The sequence below is a fragment of the Polyangium mundeleinium genome (assembly GCF_028369105.1).
Taxonomy (GTDB): Bacteria; Myxococcota_A; Polyangia; order Polyangiales; family Polyangiaceae; genus Polyangium; species Polyangium mundeleinium.
Genome location: NZ_JAQNDO010000001.1, coordinates 10,317,591 through 10,335,771 on the forward strand (window position 1 = coordinate 10,317,591; position 18,181 = coordinate 10,335,771).

Annotated in this window: 17 protein-coding genes; 13 read left to right on the forward strand and 4 right to left on the reverse strand. The window is 67.3% G+C overall.

The window, feature by feature from the left end:
- Nucleotides 1-13: 13 nt before the first annotated feature.
- The 3 genes from POL67_RS40755 to POL67_RS40765 are packed head-to-tail and all read left to right on the forward strand — an operon-like array spanning nucleotide 14 to nucleotide 1,470.
- Complete coding sequence (locus POL67_RS40755; protein WP_271926350.1) at nucleotides 14-625, forward strand: hypothetical protein; 612 nt, start codon at nucleotides 14-16, stop codon at nucleotides 623-625.
- A gap of 17 nt (nucleotides 626-642) precedes the next feature.
- Nucleotides 643-1,191, forward strand: a complete 549-nt coding sequence (locus tag POL67_RS40760; protein WP_271926352.1) for a hypothetical protein — start codon at nucleotides 643-645, stop codon at nucleotides 1,189-1,191.
- Between the two features lie 21 nt (nucleotides 1,192-1,212).
- Nucleotides 1,213-1,470, forward strand: coding sequence for a hypothetical protein (locus tag POL67_RS40765; protein WP_271926353.1), 258 nt, complete (start codon nucleotides 1,213-1,215; stop codon nucleotides 1,468-1,470).
- A gap of 28 nt (nucleotides 1,471-1,498) precedes the next feature.
- On the opposite strand, the gene POL67_RS40770 is transcribed toward POL67_RS40765, so the two are convergent.
- Nucleotides 1,499-2,554 (reverse strand): hypothetical protein, encoded by a 1,056-nt coding sequence (locus tag POL67_RS40770; RefSeq protein ID WP_271926355.1) that lies wholly within the window; start codon nucleotides 2,552-2,554, stop codon nucleotides 1,499-1,501.
- 408 nt (nucleotides 2,555-2,962) lie between these two features.
- Here POL67_RS40770 and POL67_RS40775 point away from each other — a divergent pair, with 408 nt between their 5' ends.
- On the forward strand, nucleotides 2,963-3,445 hold the full coding sequence (locus POL67_RS40775) for a tellurite resistance TerB family protein (RefSeq protein WP_271926357.1): 483 nt from the start codon (nucleotides 2,963-2,965) through the stop codon (nucleotides 3,443-3,445).
- Nucleotides 3,446-3,644: 199 nt separating this feature from the next.
- Complete coding sequence (locus tag POL67_RS40780; RefSeq protein WP_271926359.1) at nucleotides 3,645-4,127, forward strand: tellurite resistance TerB family protein; 483 nt, start codon at nucleotides 3,645-3,647, stop codon at nucleotides 4,125-4,127.
- Nucleotides 4,128-4,351: 224 nt separating this feature from the next.
- On the opposite strand, the gene POL67_RS40785 is transcribed toward POL67_RS40780, so the two are convergent.
- A complete protein-coding gene (locus tag POL67_RS40785; protein ID WP_271926360.1) occupies nucleotides 4,352-4,606 on the reverse strand; it encodes a hypothetical protein in 255 nt (84 codons plus the stop codon).
- Between POL67_RS40785 and POL67_RS40790 the strand changes: the two genes are divergently transcribed.
- The 4 genes from POL67_RS40790 (at nucleotide 4,599) to POL67_RS40805 (ending at nucleotide 9,111) form a co-directional block, all read left to right on the forward strand.
- Complete coding sequence (locus POL67_RS40790) at nucleotides 4,599-4,871, forward strand: hypothetical protein (RefSeq protein WP_271926361.1); 273 nt, start codon at nucleotides 4,599-4,601, stop codon at nucleotides 4,869-4,871. The two genes, POL67_RS40785 and POL67_RS40790, sit on opposite strands and share 8 nt — an antisense overlap.
- Before the next feature lie 463 nt (nucleotides 4,872-5,334).
- Complete coding sequence (locus POL67_RS40795; protein WP_271926363.1) at nucleotides 5,335-7,077, forward strand: SBBP repeat-containing protein; 1,743 nt, start codon at nucleotides 5,335-5,337, stop codon at nucleotides 7,075-7,077.
- Nucleotides 7,078-7,348: 271 nt separating this feature from the next.
- A complete protein-coding gene (locus tag POL67_RS40800) occupies nucleotides 7,349-7,810 on the forward strand; it encodes a VOC family protein (protein ID WP_271926365.1) in 462 nt (153 codons plus the stop codon).
- A gap of 782 nt (nucleotides 7,811-8,592) precedes the next feature.
- On the forward strand, nucleotides 8,593-9,111 hold the full coding sequence (locus POL67_RS40805; RefSeq protein WP_271926366.1) for a hypothetical protein: 519 nt from the start codon (nucleotides 8,593-8,595) through the stop codon (nucleotides 9,109-9,111).
- A gap of 75 nt (nucleotides 9,112-9,186) precedes the next feature.
- Here the strand turns inward: POL67_RS40805 and POL67_RS40810 are convergent, their stop codons facing one another.
- Both POL67_RS40810 and POL67_RS40815 read right to left on the reverse strand, forming a co-directional pair.
- Nucleotides 9,187-9,981 carry a hypothetical protein gene (locus tag POL67_RS40810; RefSeq protein ID WP_271926367.1) on the reverse strand — a complete coding sequence of 265 codons (795 nt, stop codon included), beginning with the start codon at nucleotides 9,979-9,981 and terminating at the stop codon, nucleotides 9,187-9,189.
- Between the two features lie 67 nt (nucleotides 9,982-10,048).
- Complete coding sequence (locus POL67_RS40815; RefSeq protein WP_271926369.1) at nucleotides 10,049-10,804, reverse strand: hypothetical protein; 756 nt, start codon at nucleotides 10,802-10,804, stop codon at nucleotides 10,049-10,051.
- Nucleotides 10,805-11,428: 624 nt separating this feature from the next.
- Here POL67_RS40815 and POL67_RS40820 point away from each other — a divergent pair.
- The 4 genes from POL67_RS40820 to POL67_RS40835 are packed head-to-tail and all read left to right on the forward strand — an operon-like array spanning nucleotide 11,429 to nucleotide 18,090.
- A complete protein-coding gene (locus tag POL67_RS40820) occupies nucleotides 11,429-13,720 on the forward strand; it encodes a bifunctional metallophosphatase/5'-nucleotidase (protein ID WP_271926371.1) in 2,292 nt (763 codons plus the stop codon).
- Nucleotides 13,717-15,162, forward strand: a complete 1,446-nt coding sequence (locus POL67_RS40825; RefSeq protein WP_271926373.1) for a hypothetical protein — start codon at nucleotides 13,717-13,719, stop codon at nucleotides 15,160-15,162. Before POL67_RS40820 ends, POL67_RS40825 begins: the two co-directional genes overlap by 4 nt.
- Before the next feature lie 29 nt (nucleotides 15,163-15,191).
- Entirely contained in the window at nucleotides 15,192-17,009 is a 1,818-nt protein-coding gene (locus tag POL67_RS40830; protein WP_271926374.1) for a hypothetical protein, read from the forward strand.
- A gap of 19 nt (nucleotides 17,010-17,028) precedes the next feature.
- Nucleotides 17,029-18,090, forward strand: coding sequence for a hypothetical protein (locus POL67_RS40835; RefSeq protein ID WP_271926375.1), 1,062 nt, complete (start codon nucleotides 17,029-17,031; stop codon nucleotides 18,088-18,090).
- Nucleotides 18,091-18,181: the final 91 nt, after the last annotated feature.

Genomic DNA, 18,181 nt, shown 5'->3' on the forward strand with positions numbered 1-18,181 from the left:
CGGAGGGGTCATCATGCGTGAAACACGGGGACTCGGGTCCTTCCGAAGCGTTCTCTCGGCGACATTCGCCGGGCTCGTCGCGACGCTCGCCTCGCTCGGTGGCGGCTGCCAGAGCGAAACGGCGTCGTATTGCGAGACGCGCTGCGATTGTCAGGGATGCAGCCAGCGCGAGACCGAAGATTGCACCGACGACGTGGAGGACGCCGAGCGCCTCGCGGAGCACGATGGCTGCGCGAACGAGTATTCGGCGTACCTCACGTGTTACGTCGATGAAGGGAGCTGCGAGAACGGCGCCTTCGTCACGTCGAGCTGCGCGGCCGCGGTCGACGCGCTCCGGGCTTGTTCGCAGCGGTCGTCGACGTTCATCAAGACGCCCTGCCAGGAAGAGCGCGCGAAGCGCGAGTCCTGCGGGCTCAGCGGCGGTGGCTCCTCGACGTGCACGGGCGGGGACGAGTGCGCGGCGTATTGCGGCCTCTCGGCGAGCTGCGACGATCTCTCGAACCCGCAGCCGAATTCACCTTACGTCAATTGCGTGATCGCCTGCTCGGGCTCGGGATCGAGCGGCGGCGGCTCGGGCGCCGGCGGCTCGGGATCGGGCGCCGGCGCCGGCGCCGGTAGTCCGTGAGGGGGAGGAAGATTTCGATGAAAACGAAGAATCGGCAGGGGGTTCAACGTCGTCCCTCCCCGCTCGCGAGGCTCGGCGCGTGGCTCGCCCTCGGCGTGGGGTTTGCGTCGTTCGCCGGATCGGCGGGCGGTTGCGGCCCCGGGGCCTCGGACATCTGCGAGCTCAAGTGCGCGTGCCAGGGGTGCACCGAGGCGGAGCGCGACGATTGCATCAGCGACATCGAGAGCACGGTGACGCTGGCGGAGAGCAAGGGCTGCTCCGACAAATACGACGCGTGGCTCGTCTGCGTCGAGAGCGAGGCCGAGTGCCGCGACGGCGAGACGTTCGCGTTCGACGGCTGCGACATCGAAGAGGACGCGCTCGCGGAGTGCGGCGGCGGCAACCAGTGCACCGCGGCGGCGAAGAAGCTCTGCAGCGAATGCAACTTCGTCTGCTCGGACCCGGACCCGGACAAATGCACGGGTCAATTTGCGTGTGAATCGGCGTGTATCGTGAACGCGACGTGCGCGGAGATCGCGAGCCCCACCCCGGGCGGCACGTTCGATACCTGCATGAAGGGGTGCTGAAGCACGAGGGGACGACTCGCCATGGGATTGCTTTCGTTCCCTGCCCGCCTCGCCTGCATCGTCCTCTCGACCGGGTTGGTCTCCCTCGGCTGCGGCGGCAAGGTCGTCATCGACCGCGAGCCGTCGGCCGCGGGCACGTCGGGCAGCGTCGAGACGGGCGACCTCGAGGAGATCCGCCTGAGCGAGGATCTCGAGCACCTCACGTTCGCCTTTTTCCCGTCGTGGAGCGCGAAAAAGGTGGAGCCCGTCCGGTACGACCTGCGCTGCGTGGCGGAGTGAAGCCCCTCGGCTCGACGCCACGGAGCCGTCACGGCATCGTGCCGGAGAGCTGCACGCCGCCCTCGCCCTTTGCGAACTGCGGCGTGATGATGACGTTCGGAGGGGGCGGCTCGGGACGGTTGGCCATCCCGATGATGAGGCCCGTCACTCCAAGTCCGAGGAGCATTCCTCCAGCGGCAGCGACCCCCGTCCATGTCGCTGCGCTCGACTTCGACTCCGCGTTGTTCACGAAGACGAGACCCGTTGCGAGCCCCGCGACCCCCAAGCCCATGCCGACGCCACTGGCGACCATGAGGCCCTTGGGCCACGTCGGCGGATCGTCCTTCGACGTCCTCGATATGTTTGCGTGGATCGAGACGTTCATGGGCGCAGCCGGGAACGCGACATATTGACTGTGGATCCGCTGCTGCATCGCGATCCGTAGTTCCTTTCGTTCCCCGGCCTTGATGTCGACATGCGTCTCGTTCATCCAGTACCCGGAAGCGTTCGCTTTGATCTCGTGGCCTCCGGGCTCGACGTAGAACTCGTCGTGGTAGGGCCAATCCATCACCAGCTCCCCGTCCACCGTGATGCGAGCGCCGGGGATGTTGACCCGAAGCGCGATCGTCCCGACGCGCTTCGCGCAGTAGGCCAGGACCGACCTCACCTCTTCGACGGGATGCAGGGCGTAATCTCGCAAAGTCCAAAAAGCTATAACGGCCTGAATGTTCCGCGCACAGGGAAGCATCATACCAGCCCTCGCCTGGGCGAAGCCAAGCTCTAGCTGCGTATCCGGCAGACCTTGGTGCGCATAGGCATCCTGATACGTTTCGAGAGCCTCCTGCGTCTTACCCGCCTTTTCGAGCGCCTGCGCCTCCAGGAGGCGCTTCCTGGTCGCAGCATGGTAGAGCGTCATGAGAGCTCGGTCCGTGTTGAAATCCGTGTACGGGATCTTCATGACCTCGGGCACCTTGATAGGCTCCGTGGGCGGGGGAGCGCTGTAAATCTTGGTCGCAGCGCCGGGGTCGTCGGGCTCATCGGCCAGAGCCGCCGAGGAGACGGAGACAGCGAGGAGAACCGTGCTTGCGAGGAGTAGGTACTTCATGGCAGCGAGCCTACCCTCTGGATCATCGGCCGGTCAAGACGAACCCTCTCCGCGGACGAACCCAGGTTTGCCCATGAACATCTAGGTTCGTCCAGGACCAACGGTCCTTCAGGTGCCGGGCTTCGACGGGTCCTCCAACCGCATGTCCAAAACCGGCGCTGCGGATCCTGTCCGGTACGACTTGCGCTGCGTGGCGGAGTAGAAGGGCGCGCAGGCGCGCGTGACGCTGCCCTCCAGCGGCAGGTGTCGGCTGCGAGCCACGCGTCGCGTGCTTTTTTGGAGGCAATTTCCTCGATACCTCCCGCGCGTGGCGCACGCGGGTTGACATCCACGGCGACACACGGGAAAAGGAACCAGCCTGGCGGCCTGAACAAGACGGCGACCGCCGAGGCACCGAGGTGTGAATTCATGAGTACCAATCGAGAGCGCGGGCTTTTGTGGCTGTTCAAGGACAAGGCTGGCTTCAGCGCGATTCCGTCGGACGACACTTTTGCATGTTATATGAAGGCGGTCCTCATCTGTGCCAATGGTGATGGGACGTTGGCGCCCGAGGAGAGGGACTGGGTCATCGGTCACTTTGCTGCTTTTGGCGCACCGGAAGCCTTGCTGGACGCGATGAGATCCTACAAGGCGGATGAAGACATCGAGCAGGTCATCTCGGGGACGCCGGAGGCGAATGCTTGCCGGCGCTTTCTCGTGTACGATGCGATTCGAGCTTGCAGCGCCGATGGCGAGTTCGGCGAACGGGAGCGGGCCATGGTGATCCGCATGGCGACGAAGCTCGGGCTCACGGAAGAGCTGGTCCGAGAGGTGGAAGCCCTCTGGCGCGAAGAAGCACGATGGCGGGAGAAGCGGCTGACGCTGGTCTATCCCGAGGGGCCGCCCCTCTAAAGCGCCCGACCGCGTCCACGCGGTCCCCCCACCACGTCCACGTCCACGTCCTCGCCCACCGTCTTGGGCTGGCCTCATGCGGGGTTGAGCTCCCGCGCGTGGGCGCGGACGTGTTCACAGTCACGCGAACCACTGGATGAGGAACCAGCCTGGCGGCCTGAACAAGACGGCGACCGCCGAGGCACCGAGGTGTGAATTCATGACGACCAATCGAGAGCGCGGTTTTTTGTGGCTGTTCAAGGACAAGGCTGGCTTCGGCTCGATTCCATCGGACGATGCCTTTGTATGTTATGTGAAGGCGGTCCTCATCTGTGCCAATGGTGACGGCACGTTGGCGCCCGAGGAGAGGGACTGGGTCATTGGTCACTTTGCTGCTTTGGGCGCATCGGAGACCTTGCTGGACGCGCTGAAGTCCTACAAGGCGGACGAGGACATCGAGCCGATGATCTCGGGCGATCCGGTGGCGAATGCTTGCCGGCGCTTTCTCGTGTACGATGCGATCCGAGCTTGCAGCGCCGATGGCGAGTTCGGCGAACGGGAGCGGGCCATGGTGATCCGCATGGCGACGAAGCTCGGGCTCACGGAAGAGCTGGTCCGGCAGATGGAAGCGCACTGTCACGAAGAAGCGCGACTGCGGGAGAAGCGTCTGACGCTGGTCCATCCCGAGGGGCCGCCCCTCTAGAATATCGATCGGTTCAAGAACCGCTCAATGTTCTAGAAGCGGTCTCATAAACCGTTGGGAGCGCCCCGAAGCTAGGGAGGGCGAAGCGAGGAATCCTACGCGGATTTCGAGCGAGGCTGACCGACGGTTCGGGGCGCGAGTAGGTTGATGAGACCACTTCTAACCGTGGCCGACATCACCGTTCGGTCCCAAATCGACCCCAACGCGAAAAACGGCAGTCACCTCTACCATCGACCGGCCCATGTATAGACATGGCCAAAGATCCGAAGGGCAAGCCCGGGGCAGGCTTCCTCGCCCGGCTCGTCGAGGCGCGCGCAGACCTCGAGCGCTTCCTTGCTGTTCGGGGTGGCAACGTGGGCGCCAGCGGTGGGGGCGGTGGTCGGCGGAAGCTTGCAGGTACACGAATACGCGTCGCTCGGGTTGGAGGCGCGGGCGGCTTGGCTGACTTCGGGAATCGAGGGGCTCCAGATCGTGATCATCGGTCTGCTCCTATTCCGCGGTCAAGCCTGCGAAAGCACAGGCTCCGCGTGCGCCGACCGTTCGCCCGTCGGTCGTGGTCGATCTTTAGTCGCCCGGCTGCGCGAGAAGCTCCCGCACCTTTCTTATGAGCGGGTGATCCTCCCGGCGCTCATCCGTCTCGAAGAACAGGGCGTCGTGGCGCTGGTCCAGACGAGAACGGGGGACCCGATGGCGGAGATTCTTCGCGAAGGCGTCACCCACGTCGAACTGCGGGTTCCCGTGTGAGCCGCCTCGTGAGGTTCCGCGGCGTCGCCTTCGGCTATCGGGTCGAGCTGCGAGGGCGAGCGATCGGAACACTCCGGCGCGTCCGCAAGGAAGACGGACAGTGCTGCTGGGCACGCGAACCGCTGGAAGGCGCGCCGGTCCCGGAAGGACCCGAGCGGCAGCGCGATGCGGCCCGCGTCTTGATCTCGATGGCCAAAGGCGCCGTCCGATGAGTAGGCCCGCGGGCCCGGAGCGGTGCAGGCCGCGCTCCGGCGCCAGCGGCCCCGGGCTCCATCCTGTCGAGCGACCCCCCACCCCATCCGTGACGCGGCGCAGCCGGGAGGCGTGAATACATCCGTGCGAGCTGACACCTGATGCTGCGAGGTCCTGGGCGCCCAGTGGCGCCCGCAGGCGCGGTCATCAAGTCGTGGAGGTCTCTGTGCGCGTTGCGAGCGTTTCTCGAAATAGCATCCTGGGTCCGGCGGTGCTTTCGCTGGCCCTGTTCGGCTGCGATGGGAGCTCATCCGAGGGCTCCGGGGGCAGCTCGTCGTCCGCGAGCAGCGCCGGAGGCACAGGGAGTACGGGAGGCGCGGGCGGCGCAAGCGCGTCGAGCGGAGTGGGCGGCGCGGGCGGCGCAAGCTCGTCGACCGGAATGGGTGGCGCTGGGGGCGCGGGCGGCGCGGGCGGCGCAAGCTCGTCGACCGGAATGGGTGGCGCTGGGGGCGCGGGCGGCGCGGGCGGCGCAAGCTCGTCGACCGGAATGGGTGGCGCTGGGGGCGCGGGCGGCGCGGGCGGCGCAAGCTCGTCGACCGGAATGGGTGGCGCCGGGGGCGCGGGCGGCGCCGGGGGCGCGGGCGGCGCCGGGGGCGCGGGCGGCGCCGGGGGCGCGGGCGGCGCCGGGGGCGCGGGCGGTGGGCCGGGCGCCTGGACGACACTGTGGAGCAAGAGCTTCCCTGGGGCGCACGTACACGCCGCCGACTCCATCACGGTCGACGGGTCCGGCCATGTGGCGGTCATCGGGTTCACGTCCTTCACGCCGAATTTCGGCGGTGGACCCCTCACCCCCGCGGGCGGGTCGGATATGTTCGTCGCCAAGCTCGACGCTTCCGGCAATCATTTGTGGAGCAAGCTCTTCGGCGACGCGAAATGGCAGGATGGCCACGCCATCGCGGCCGACGGAATGGGCAATCTCGTGATCACCGGCTTCTCCGGCAGCGCGGTGGATTTCGGCGGCGGTCCGCTTCAGCCGCAAGGCTTTGGCTGCTACGCCCTGGCCAAGCTGGATGGAAGCGGCAACCACCTGTGGAGCAAGTGCTTCGACGCCATCATCTCGACGAACCCGTTCACCCTGCCCGCCAACGTCACGGTCGACAGCGGCGGCAACGTGGTGCTGACCGCGGCCTTCATCAACACCGTGGATCTCGGCGGCGGGCCCCTCCAGACCCCGTGCGCCTCCGTGCCCCCGGGGCAGCTTTGCAAAGAACTGAACCTGTTCGTCGCCAAGTTCGACCCCGCCGGCAACCACCTCTGGAGCAAGCGTTTTGACGGCGGGTGGGGGGGCGAGGTCTGGGATACGACGGTCGACGGCGCGGGCAACATCCTGCTCACGGGGGCGCTGGACGGCCCCGTGGACTTCGGCGGCGGGGTCCTCCCCTCCGGTGGGGGCTTCGATGTGTTCGTGGCCAAGCTCGACCCGAACGGCAACCACCTCTGGAGCAAGCGCTTCGGTGCTCCCGGCCTCCAGCGCAGCCAGAGCGTCGCCGTGGATGGGGCAGGCAACGTGCTGCTCGCCGGATATTTCTCCGGCACCATCGATTTCGGCGGTGGACCGCTCGTCAGCCCCGGTAACCATGATGCCTTCCTCGCCAGGTTCGATCCAGCTGGCAACCACGTGTGGAGCAAGCGCTTCGGCGATGATACAGGCGGCGTGTTCGCAAATGCCGTGGCGGTCGACCCGGCGGGGCGTGTGCTGATCACCGGATACTCCTACTCCACCCCCGTGGATCTCGGCGGCGGACCCCTCGTCAGCGACCTATACGATATCTTCGTCGCCATGTTCGACGCGGCGGGCGGCCACCTCGCGAGCAAGGGCATCGGCTTCGGTGGGATTAGCCATCAGTTCCCCCCCCATGCGGCCACCTTCGACGGCGCCGGCCATGTCGTGCTCGCGGTGAAGTCAAACGAGCCGCCGGATCTCGGCACCTTCATCACCAAGCTCGTGCCCTGACCCGAGAAGGCTCCACCTGCGCGTCGGTGCGTGCCGGAAGCTGGAGCGGGAGCGGGATGCATGGCCGCGCGCAGAACTGTGGACTTCCCCGGAGAGCCCCAGCGATCGGGGCCTCAGCAGTGGCGCCCCCGCGTGATGAGGAACTTGCGCCGGACGAGTCGCGGGACGAGCCGCCGAACAAGCCGATGGATCCGACGGATGCCCGTGCTACGCGCGCTACGCGCGGACATCCGCGGTTCATCGGCAGATCGTTATACGCCAAGGAGACCTCATGACAGTCAAGCGTATGGACAACGTCGGCATCGTGGTGGAAGACATCGATGCCGCCATTGAGTTCTTCACCGAACTCGGCCTTTCCCTCGAAGGCCGCATGCCCATCAAAGGCGAATGGGCCGGCCGCGTCACCGGAGTGCGCGGCCAGCGCGTCGAGATCGCCATGATGCGCACCCCCGACGGCCACAGCCGCCTCGAGCTCTCGCGCTTCGACGCCCCCGCCATCGCGTCCGATCACCGCACAGCCCCCGTGAACTCGTTGGGATACCTGCGCGTCATGTTCACCGTCGAGGACATCGACGACACCCTCGCCCGGCTCAGCAAGCTCGGTGCGACGGTGGTCGATGAAGTCGTCAATTACGAAGACATCTACCGGCTCTGCTACATCCGGGGTCCCGAAGGAATTCTCATCGGGCTCGCCCAACAGCTCGGGCAGCAGCCTCCCGCGAGAATCCCATAGGAACGTAGGCGTTGAGAACTCAGCTTTGCACTGTCGATGCGCAGAGGGCAGGGCCAGCATCCTTTGTCGGTTACATTTACTGCGGACCTGTCCAAGTGGCGTTGGTGGAACTTCCCGGTGATGTGGCTCCCCTCCGCGCGACCCCGGAACGCCGCCCCCTCTCCACCGCGACCTCCGTCGTCTGCATCCGGAAATAGTGCCGGACGAGGTACTTCGGGATCCCCTTCTTCGCAAGAGCCGCTCCCCTCTCCGTGCCCGAGCCCTCGGTAACCGAGCTCGAGCCTCCTCCCCATCGCGTCCGCGCGGTTCCCCATCGCGTCCTCCCCCTCGGCAACCGCCTCCGCACGGATCCCGACCGCCTCCTCACCCTTGGCAACGCTGTCCGATCGATTCCCCATCGCCTCCACCCCCTCGGCAACCGCCTCCACCCCCTCGGCAACCGCGTCTTCGCCCTTGGCAACGGTGTCCGAGCGATCCCATCGGATGCTCTCGCCCTCGACAACCGCGTCCTCACCCTTGCCAACCGCGTCCTCACCCTTGCCAACCGCGTCCTCACCCTTGCCAACCGCGTCCTCACCCTTGCCACCGCGTCCGCACGATTCCCCCCGGCGTCCTGGACCTCCGGAACCGCGTCCGCGCATTCCCCCCACCACGACCTGGCCCTCCACGCGGCCGTCGACGGAGCAAAGGTTCCGCCGATGACCGCATCCAACCTCTGCTTACCTTGCGGCCACCCCACAACGCCCGCTCCTTGCCATGAAGGTGCGGGCATGGAGGTTTTCATGAACGACACGATCGCTCCCTATATGGGCCCCAGCATCATCGACGTTTCGAATGTTCGCCCGAAGCTCGTGGACCTTGCCAATGGCAAGCTCGCGGGCGCGCAACGCGAGAAGATTGGTTTTTCGGAGGTCTTCGACGAACTCTCGAAGGCCATCCCGCAGTACGGCGAAACCCTCGGCATTCACCCCAGCATGTGGCAGAGGGTCCTCGACAAGACCGCCACGCTCGACGAGATCCGAGCGCTCAAGAAGGATGTCCTCAAGCTCGCCGAGGTCCTCCAGGAGAGCGAGGTCTACTACGAGGACGCGCGCGAGGCCGACATCAGCCGCATCGGCGGATTCGTCGACGCCACCGCCCTGCACGGCGACCCGTCCGTGCAGGCGGCCTTCCACAAGACCCTGGAGTACCGCTCCCGGTACGCGAAGAAGGCCGCCGACCAGCGCCGCAAGAACAAACAAGCGCGCCCCGAAACCACTCCCGCGCCCGCCACGGAAGCCAAGGCCCCGACCCCAGCCTGAGCGCTCCCCCGCCTCACGTCCTCCTTCCCGCTCCCGCTCCCGCTCCCGCTCCCCCTCCCCCTCCCGCTCCCGCCGTTATGCCGGCTCCTCGGGAATCTCGGGCGAGCCGGGCCAGGTGATGCCCACCTTCTGAAGCCTGCGCTGGATGCCGAGGACCCGCTTCGGGTCGGGCGTGGGGACGAGGAGCGTCTCGAGCTCGGCGGGCGTGAACTCCGTGGGGCCTTTCAGGGCGCGGTCGACCACCGCGTCCATGACCGCGTGGGCGGGGGCGTCTTGCGGGCGGTCGTGGTTCGTCACGATCCACCCGGGGCGTGGACGATACGACTCACACGACAGCGGCAAGAGCCGCCCCTTGTGGAGCAAGCCCCACGCGGCCAGCCGGCGGGCGCCGTTGGCCGTCGGCTTGTCGAAGAGCGTGCCGCCGACGCGATCGCCGTGAAGCCAGAAGCCCACGCCGGCCTGCCTCTCCCCATGCTCCTCCCCCACGTAGAGCATGCCGACGGCCATCACGAACGCGGGCTCGAGCTCGGCGGGGAGCCCTGGCACGGCCCCGCGCACGTCGTCCGGGCCGCCGGTCACGGCGTCGAGCGAGAGGCGGAGCTGCTCGATCGGCCCGCACCCGAGCTCGCACGCGAGACCAACGACGCCTGCCTCGGTCCACGCCACGACCTCGTAGTTTCCTTCTCCGTCGTCGTTGTAGATGGCGCCCCGCTGGAGGTCGCCCTCCCACATCGCGCCGTAGCAGGCCGGGAAGCTAAAGCGTCCGATGACGTAGAGCCATCTTTCCATGTAAGCGCGCAGCGCGGCGCGGACGATGGCGTCTCGATCGAAGACGAGATGTCCGAAGCGAGGGGTGACCCGTTCGATCATGTTGCCTCGGCTACACCCCGTGGGTCTCGGCGTCAACGCGGCCCGCCGCCTGCGTCCGCCTACCGCGTCATGGCGTGTACGGCGGAACGTTGTTGATCTGCGCCATCTCTTTTTCCGGCGGGTAATTGTACCATAGAAAGCGGTTGAGCCTCCGCGAGATGACGGCCGCGTTCTTGTACGCGTTCGTGCCCCACGGACAACCGCGCAGGTCCTTCCTGGGCACCACGTGGTGCACCTGCGGGAGATCTGGGTCGTTGTCGGGCGTCTTTGGATCAGCCGGATCTTTGAGGACGAGCTTCTCCGTGCACGTCGTTGGCTTGCAGTTCTCATCCTTGCAAGGCCACGTGAAGCCCGCGAGATCGGAGTGAATCTCGCCCTTGTGCGCCTTGCGGTTGACCTTGAGGATCCAGTCCCTCTGGCTGAGGGTTTTGCCGTCGTCACCGACCTGGCCGCTGGAGCAGTAGAAATCTTTCTCCGGCTTGATGGGCGTGACCTCGACCAAGTTCCGGTACGGACCGCTCACCTCCGTCGGGACGCTCTTGATCTCGATGAGCGACGTCGCGAGCGGCGCGTCCGCGTAGGTGATCGGGATCTTGTTCGCGGGATCCGAGCCGACCTGGAGCGAGTAGTCCTCCGTGCCGGCGACGGGCTGACACGTGTAGCCCTCGTCGTACGGCGCATTTCCCGACACCTCGCCGATCTTTACGGCCTCTTCACACGCGTCCTCCCACGTCTTGTAGAAGCAGTCGAACGTACCGCCCTCGGACATGTAACAAGCGCTGCCGAACGCGGCGATGTACTTGCTGCGCAGCGCGACGTTCATGGTCGGGTCTCCCACGAGCGGGATGCGGTAAAGCTTGCACGGCTCGGACGTGGGCTCCGCGCATTCGGTCGACGTGTCGGTCGGGGTGTCGGATGGAGTCGAGCACGAATCGGCAGGCCCCGGATCGAGAGGCGCTCCGCACGCCCCCGTCATCCATGCCCCAACGCAGCCCCATACCAGCAGGCCCAGCATTCCCCAGCCGCGTCTCCTCGATGCTCGCATGGAGTACCGAGTCCCACGTTGATCGGCTGAGCAGCAACGGAAAACGAGCGAGGGGGCTCACGATGCGCCTGGGGACCGAGCGTCCCATGACGGTCCCTGGGTCGGCGGGAGCCGACGGCGCCGCGGCAGCGGTACACAATCAAATTTCGCTTGCCCTCCCGCCTCCCCGCCCGTTCGCCCGATCCAAACCGCCCGTTTGTCAAGCTCTCCCGGGTGACGATTCCGTGACACCCTCTCCTCGTCACGACGCACGGCGGCGCGGCCACGGGCGGCCCCCAGGAACCGCGCCGTTTTTCGGGGGCGTCCGGGCGAACCCTGGATCCTGGGCTCCCGTGGTGTGTTCACCTACCACGTTTTTCCCTTGAGCCACGCGGGGCATCCTGCCTAGGTTACGCCCGTTCGATGCGCTTCCGACGCTTCTTAGCTCCCCTCTTGGCCGCGCCTCTGGTCGCGACTTTGGCCCTGGGCTCGGGCTGTGAGACGTCCGCGCCCACCCCACGCCTCAAGGGTCAGACCCACCTGACCCTGATCCACACGTCCGACATCCACTCACGGCTCTATCCGTACAACCTGCAGCTCGGCCAGGTCGACGCCGGCCTCGGGCTCGGGGAGGCGCTCAGCATCGCCAACGTGGGCGGCGCCGCGCGTATCTCGCATATCGTCGGACGGGAGCGGGCCCGCGCCTCGCGCGTCCTGCACGTCGACGGCGGCGACTGCTTCCAGGGCGCGCCCGTCTTCAACTTCTTCTCCGGCGAGGCCGAGATTCGCGCCCTCAGCGCGATGGGCGCCGACGCGATGCTCGTCGCGAACCACGAGTTCGATCGCGGCGCCCTGAACCTCGGCATCCAGCTCCAGAACTGGGCGAGCTTCCCCGTCCTCGCGGCCAATTACCTGCTCGAAGACCCGGCCCAGCCCGGCGCCTCCCCCCTCGGCGCCGTCCTCCAGCCCTACCAGGTCTACCACCTCGACGGGCTGCGCGTCGGCCTCATCGGCATGGGCAACCTGTCGAGCATGACCTCGATCTTCGACGCGCCGAACCGCCTCGGGATCACGCCGCTGAACACCGTCGAGGTCGCGCAGTTCTATACCGACCTGCTCCGGCCCATCGTCGACGTCGTCGTCTTCGTCACGCACCTCGGCCTCGAGGTCGACGAGCGCATGATCCAGAATACGACGGGCATCGACGTCGTGCTCGGCGGGCACAACCACATCGTGCTCCAGCCGCCGAAGCGCGTGCGGGATTGCTCGGCCAATTTCGACGCCGAGGTGAACAGCTACTACATCGAGCTGAACGATCCGAACGCGGAGACGGGCAAGATCCGCAGGTACTGCCGGCCGCGCGACGTCGTCCTCTCCCATTCCGGCGCGTTCGCGAAGTACGTGGGCCGGCTCGACCTCGTCCTCTCGAACGATCCAGCCGATTTCCCCGGCGAGACCGACGGCGTGTCGGACTACGATCCGGTGAATGGCTTCGAGGTCGTCTCGAAGGATTATCGCCTCTTCCCGGTGACGGAGGACGTGCCGGAGGATCCGATCGTGCTCGCGACGCTCGAGCCGTACGCGCAGAGCCTCGACGCGCTGGCGAACCTCGACCTGCTCGTCGGGTATGCACGGGATGGGTCGCGGCGCTTCTCGACGAGCGGCGGCGATTCGCCGCTCGGCAACATGATCTCCACCGCGATGTGGCTGCGCCTCGGCGTGCAGACCGATTTCTCGTTGACGAACACCACGGGCATCCGCGCCGACCTCGTGCCCGGGCCGGTGACCGTCGAGCAGATGTACAACATCTTCCCGTTCGACAACTCGATCTCGAAGATGCAGCTCTCGGGCGTCGAGGTGCAGGACCTCTTCGATTTCGTGGCGCGCAGGTCCGCCGGCCGCGGCTGCGTCTCGCAGGTGCAGATCGCGGGCGCCCGCATCGTGGTCAATTGCACGCAGCAAAAGACGCCCGACAGCCCGCCCGGCGTCGCGACGAACATCTACATCGGCGCGCGAAACCCCAAGGTCGCGTGCACGAGCGACGCGCAATGCCCCGACAAGGGCCTCGGGAGCTGCGACGTCGAGGGCGGTGTCTGCTGGCAGCCCTTCGATTCGCTCGCGAGCTACGAGCTCGCCACCTCGAACTACCTCGCCGCCGGCGGCAGCGGCTTCCGCGTCCTGCAGCGCAACACGACGCAGTTCGATACACAGATCCAGCAGCGCGACGCGCTCATCGATTACATCCGCGCCGGCGAGCCGTGTACCATCCGGCCCCCCTGCCCCGCCGACGCGAACAACAACGGGAGCCAATCCGACGAGTGCGGCAAGCTCCTCGGTCTGCCGGCGACGTGCACGAACGACGGCGTGTGTGACCACGACGAGCCCATCGGCTGCAAGGTCGACGCCGATTGCACGAAGCTCGACAAGGACTTCGTCTGCGCCTGCCCCGAGTCCGTCATCGAGGGGGACGTCTGCTCCTCCGACGCGGCCCGGCCCTGCAGCGCCGGCTCCTGCGTGCTCCGGACCTGCCGCGACGACGTCGCCGCGTTCCAGCGGTCGGTCTGCGAGAATGCGCCGTCCGCCGCGATCGAGCGGGAGTGCGAGCAAGAGCTCGCGCCCTGCAGGACCGCGGGCGAGACCTGCAAGTACCTCGCTTGCGTGGATCGTTACATCGGAAACTTCTCCGATGGTCGCATCCGGATGGTCGGGCAATGAAGTTCTCTACGGCTCCGCACAGGGCAACGCTTGGCCTCGTGTCGCTCCTCGCCCTCGCGGCCTGCACCGATCAGGTCGCGCCGCCGAGCGGCGCGTCGACGTTCCGCGTGCGGATCACGCAGGTGAACGGCGCGGCCGCCCCCCCGGACGACGCGCCGCTTCCCGCGAACCGCGGGGATCGCGAGGATACGTGGGCGTTCGAGCTCGAAACGCTCTCGCCTTATGGGGAGCACGTCGATTTCGACGGCATGGTGCGGATCAGCGTCGAGCCGGGCGTCGTCCTCGGCGTCACGGGGGAGGGCGCGACGGGCCGAAACATCAACGTGGTGGCCGGCAAAGCGCAAGGGGTCGCCACGGTGACGGCCGTGTATGGCTCGGCGCGCCTCTGGGTCGAGGATCTCGGCTATTCGCCGGTGCCGCTTTCTTCGAAACCGGCCTGCTCGAACGGCAAGGACGACGATGGCGACGTGCTCATCGATTTCCCCGCCGATCCGGGGTGCGCGTTCGCGGACGACGACAACGAGGAGACGGGCACGTTCGCGGCCGGCATCTCGCCGCCGGTCCATTACGAGCTGCCGCGCATCAGCGACGTGCAGGGCCTCGGCGCGGCGACGCCCTTCCCGTACGAGGCCATCGAGATCAACACCCATCGGCCGAAGCCGCTCGTCGTGACGCGCGTGTCGAACGACGGCTTTTACGTGACGGACCTGTCGGAGCAGGCGACGGGGTACAACCACATCTTCGCGTTCAACTTCTCCACGCCGCCGGGCATGCGCGTCTGCGACCGCGTGACGTTTCTGACGGGCACCGTGGTCGAGTTCTTCGGCTTCACGGAGCTCTCGTTCCCCTCGTACGTCGTGAGTTACCCGGTCGAGGGCGAGGACACGTGCGAGGTGCCCGAGCCGCCGGTGCTCGACGACAGCACGATCCAGAACGCGGACGCGATGGAAAAGCTCGAATCCGGCCTCGTGCGGATCGAGGGGTTCCGCGTGGCCACGAAGTTCGGCCCGAAGCCCGTCGTCGACAACGTACCGGACGCGGATCACTCCAATTGTGATCTCAATGGCGACGGGCAGGTCGATTTCGCGAGCCAGGCCGAGGGCGCGTGTTCGGACGCCTGCTCCGCGGATCCCGAGTGCACGGAGTGGACGTCGTACTCGGCGCGCGGCAATTACAAGGTCTTCAAAGGCAACACGCAGATTCAGATCCAGACCGGGACCGCGGCGAGCTTCGACCCGACGGGGCACAAGGGCGAGACGCTCGACGCCGTGACCGGCACGCTGCGCAATTTCTCCGGAGGCTCGTTGAACTGGACGCTCGAGACGCGTTGCCCCGACGATCTCGTATGCCAGTCGCAGGGCTGCGTGAAGGCGACCGTGCCGTCCACGAAAGCCTGCGTTCGCCTCCGGACCATCGACGACAACGATCAAGGCTCGAACTGAAGGACCCTCGATTGCCCATGCATTCCCGCATGCGACTCCGCAAGGCCGCCGGCGCTCCCCTGGCCCTGATCCCTGCTCTCCTCCTCGCAGCCGCCGGCGCATCCGCACAGCCGGTGCCGCCGACGGATCCGGCCGCGCCGCCTGGTGGGCCGACCCCGCCGCCCGCGGAGACCGGCGCGCCGACCGAGGCCTCCGCCCCGCCGACGACCGAAGCGCCGCCGCCGCCTCCGCCGCCGCCCGCCGTCGAGGCGCCGAAGCCGGTGCCGCCGGCCGTGCCGGTCGTCGTCGAGCCGGCGCCGGTGAAGACGGTCGATAACAATCCGCCGTCCGTGCGTATCGGCGATTTCATGGATACGCGCCTGACGTGGGTCATGGGCGACGACGACGTGCTGCACCAGACGGGGCAGGCGCAGCCGCTCTCGCCGAACTTCTCGATCGGGGATCGGCGGACGTACCGCCTCTTCTTCGACAACCTGAATTCGCGCTTCGCCGGCCGCGAGAACCTGACGCACCTCGCGCTCTACAAGAAGATGCCGGGGTTCATCAAAGGCCTCGACACCGAGGCGTCGATGGTCCTGCGCTTCGACCTCGCCTCGCTCGCGCGCGCCACGAACAACCTGAACCAGTCGCTCTACGACGCCGGCTCGTTCATCCGCGCCTTCTATCACACGGACGGCAACAAGAACGGCAAGCGCGGCCTCTCGGTGACGCTCTGGCCGCTCGACACCGATCGGTTCCGCCTCGGCTACCTCTACGACATCTCCTGGGGCGGCACGAACCCGTTCATCAACCAATCGATCTTCCCGCGCGTGCAGGGCGGCGCCCCCGGCGGAAAGGTCGAATACACGGGTGACAAGTGGAGCGTGTTCTTCGGCATGAAGACCGCGACGATCATCCAGGTCGAGCAGACGCTGACGCCGGGCACGAGCGAGGTCGAGGAGATCCGCATCGGGCAGACGAACTACGGTCTGCTCGGCGGCGGCAGCGTCGACGTGGGCGAGTACCTCCACCTCGACCTCGGCGGCGGTTACTTCCAGCAGGGCAAGTTCGATCTGCCCGACGTGGCGGGGCAGAGCATTTACACGCTCGGCGCCTCCGCGCGGGTCCTGCTCCACGACAAGAGCACGCCGGTGCCGCAATCGATCGATTTCGCGCTGTACCGGAACGATCCGAACAAGCCGATGATCATCTTCAAGCCGGAGGTCTACAACCCCGGCAAGACGACGTGGTCGGTCGCGATCGAGGGGACGAACCTCTGGCAACGCGTGAAGGATTTCGACGTGGCCGGCGGGACGACGTTCCAGCAGGCGCGGGCCGCGGCGTTGCAGGCGAACGTGAAGTCCGGCTTCTTGCGCGGCAGCTTCACGGCCATCTACCGCGACCTGCCCTACGTCCTGCGCAACCAGCCGAGCTACATTCCCTTCCAATCGCTGCCGAACGACGCCGCGACCGCGAACGAGTTCTTCCTCGCCGTCGCGTCCGATTATTATCTCCCGGCCCCGCGGCTCACGTTCGGGATCGGCGCGGGTCTCCAGTTCCCGTCGACGTTCTCCACCTCGTCGGTGGACCAGTCCGACGCCCCCATCTCGCGCACCGTCGTCGTGCGCGAGCAGGGCAACATCGCCATTCTGCCGGTGAACCAGGACGCGGTGCCCATCTTCCAGGCGCGCGCGAGCCTGAAATGGGATCTCTCGTCGATCATGTCGGCGCTCCTCTGGCTCCAGTACGTGCGCGACAACAACGGCACGTTCGTCGAGCGTGATCCGAGCGAAGGCACGCTGGCGCTCCGCAGCTTCATCAGCCCGAACTTCCTCGGCTTCGGCGCCAGCGTCTCGGCGCGCTTCTGAGGGACACGAGGGCCACGCCGTGTCGCCCCGGCTGTCCCTCCACCTCGACCGTCGCGACGCCGTCCACAGGCCCGGGGAGCTCATCACCGGGCGCGTGGAAATCGTCTGTCCCGACAGCCGCCGCTGCGATGAGCTCGTGGCCTCGCTCGATTGGGACGTCGAGAGCCGCGGGGAGCCCTACGCCGTGCGCGGCGCGCCAATCGTCCTCGCCGCGGGCCTCGCGCTCGCGGCCGGCGAGCCGACGTTCGTGCCGTTCGAGATCCCCGCGCCGTCCGGGCCGCTCACGTACCACGGGCACATCCTCACGGTGAGCTGGACCTTGCGCGTGGAGGCGAAGCTCGGCTGGGCGTCGCGCGAGCGCGTCGAAGCGCGGATCCTGCTCCTGCCGTGGACCGAGGAGGCGCGCGCGCTGACGGCGAAGAGTTATCGCACGGCGCCTGCGCGGCATGCGCTCGTGTACAACCCCGGGCCCTTGCCGGAGGCGGCGCTCGACAAACGCGACGAGCCGAAGACGCTGGAGCATCCCATCGTCGGGGTGGCGCTCGCGGCGGCGAGCGCGGCGCTGCTCGTCCTGCGCGCGGGGGCGTTCGCGCGGGTCCTCGCGCTGCTCTTGCTCGTCGGCGGGCTCTCGGCGCTCTTCGCGCACCTCCGGCGTCGCACGCTGCGCGAGCGGCTCGGCCCGCCCGAGCTCTCGGTGCATCCGGAGATCGTGCGGGCAGGGGATGTGCTGACGGTGTCGGTCTCGTTCAAGCCGAGCCGGCCGGAGGTGCTGAAGGAGCTCGTGGTGTCCCTCTCGGCGCAGGAGGTCGTGGTGCGTCCGTCGAGCGAGCCGGACGAGCCGCGCCACTATCGTCATTCGCTGCACGGCGAGCGGCGCGCGGTCGATCGAGCGAGGCTGCGCCTGCCGCCGGGCCGCGTGACCGTGGTGCAGGAGATGTTCCGGATCCCGCTGCGGGGTCCGCCCTCGTTTGGCGCGCCGAACAACGAGCTGCGCTGGGAGGTCTCGGCGACGGTGCGCACGGCCGACCTCGTGTCATGGAAGCAGACCCAGCGGGTCCTCGTCCACCCGCCTGCGCCCTGAACGGGCCGGCGCGGCTCGCCCGTCGCCTGGCTGCTTTCCCCGCGACAACGGGAAAGACGAGCCTTATGTTCGGCCGCCAGGAGTCGGAGCC

Bases quoted from the DNA above. Each gene is read 5' to 3' on its own strand.
- POL67_RS40805 (WP_271926366.1), top strand. From the start codon at position 8,593: ATGAACGACACGATCGCTCCCTATATGGGCCCCAGCATCATCGACGTT.
- POL67_RS40810 (WP_271926367.1), bottom strand. From the start codon at position 9,981: ATGATCGAACGGGTCACCCCTCGCTTCGGACATCTCGTCTTCGATCGA.
- POL67_RS40755 (WP_271926350.1), top strand. From the start codon at position 14: ATGCGTGAAACACGGGGACTCGGGTCCTTCCGAAGCGTTCTCTCGGCG.
- POL67_RS40820 (WP_271926371.1), top strand. From the start codon at position 11,429: ATGCGCTTCCGACGCTTCTTAGCTCCCCTCTTGGCCGCGCCTCTGGTC.
- POL67_RS40830 (WP_271926374.1), top strand. From the start codon at position 15,192: ATGCGACTCCGCAAGGCCGCCGGCGCTCCCCTGGCCCTGATCCCTGCT.
- POL67_RS40815 (WP_271926369.1), bottom strand. From the start codon at position 10,804: ATGAACGTCGCGCTGCGCAGCAAGTACATCGCCGCGTTCGGCAGCGCT.
- POL67_RS40785 (WP_271926360.1), bottom strand. From the start codon at position 4,606: ATGATCACGATCTGGAGCCCCTCGATTCCCGAAGTCAGCCAAGCCGCC.
- POL67_RS40800 (WP_271926365.1), top strand. From the start codon at position 7,349: ATGACAGTCAAGCGTATGGACAACGTCGGCATCGTGGTGGAAGACATC.
- POL67_RS40775 (WP_271926357.1), top strand. From the start codon at position 2,963: ATGAGTACCAATCGAGAGCGCGGGCTTTTGTGGCTGTTCAAGGACAAG.
- POL67_RS40770 (WP_271926355.1), bottom strand. From the start codon at position 2,554: ATGAAGTACCTACTCCTCGCAAGCACGGTTCTCCTCGCTGTCTCCGTC.
- POL67_RS40765 (WP_271926353.1), top strand. From the start codon at position 1,213: ATGGGATTGCTTTCGTTCCCTGCCCGCCTCGCCTGCATCGTCCTCTCG.
- POL67_RS40825 (WP_271926373.1), top strand. From the start codon at position 13,717: ATGAAGTTCTCTACGGCTCCGCACAGGGCAACGCTTGGCCTCGTGTCG.
- POL67_RS40760 (WP_271926352.1), top strand. From the start codon at position 643: ATGAAAACGAAGAATCGGCAGGGGGTTCAACGTCGTCCCTCCCCGCTC.
- POL67_RS40780 (WP_271926359.1), top strand. From the start codon at position 3,645: ATGACGACCAATCGAGAGCGCGGTTTTTTGTGGCTGTTCAAGGACAAG.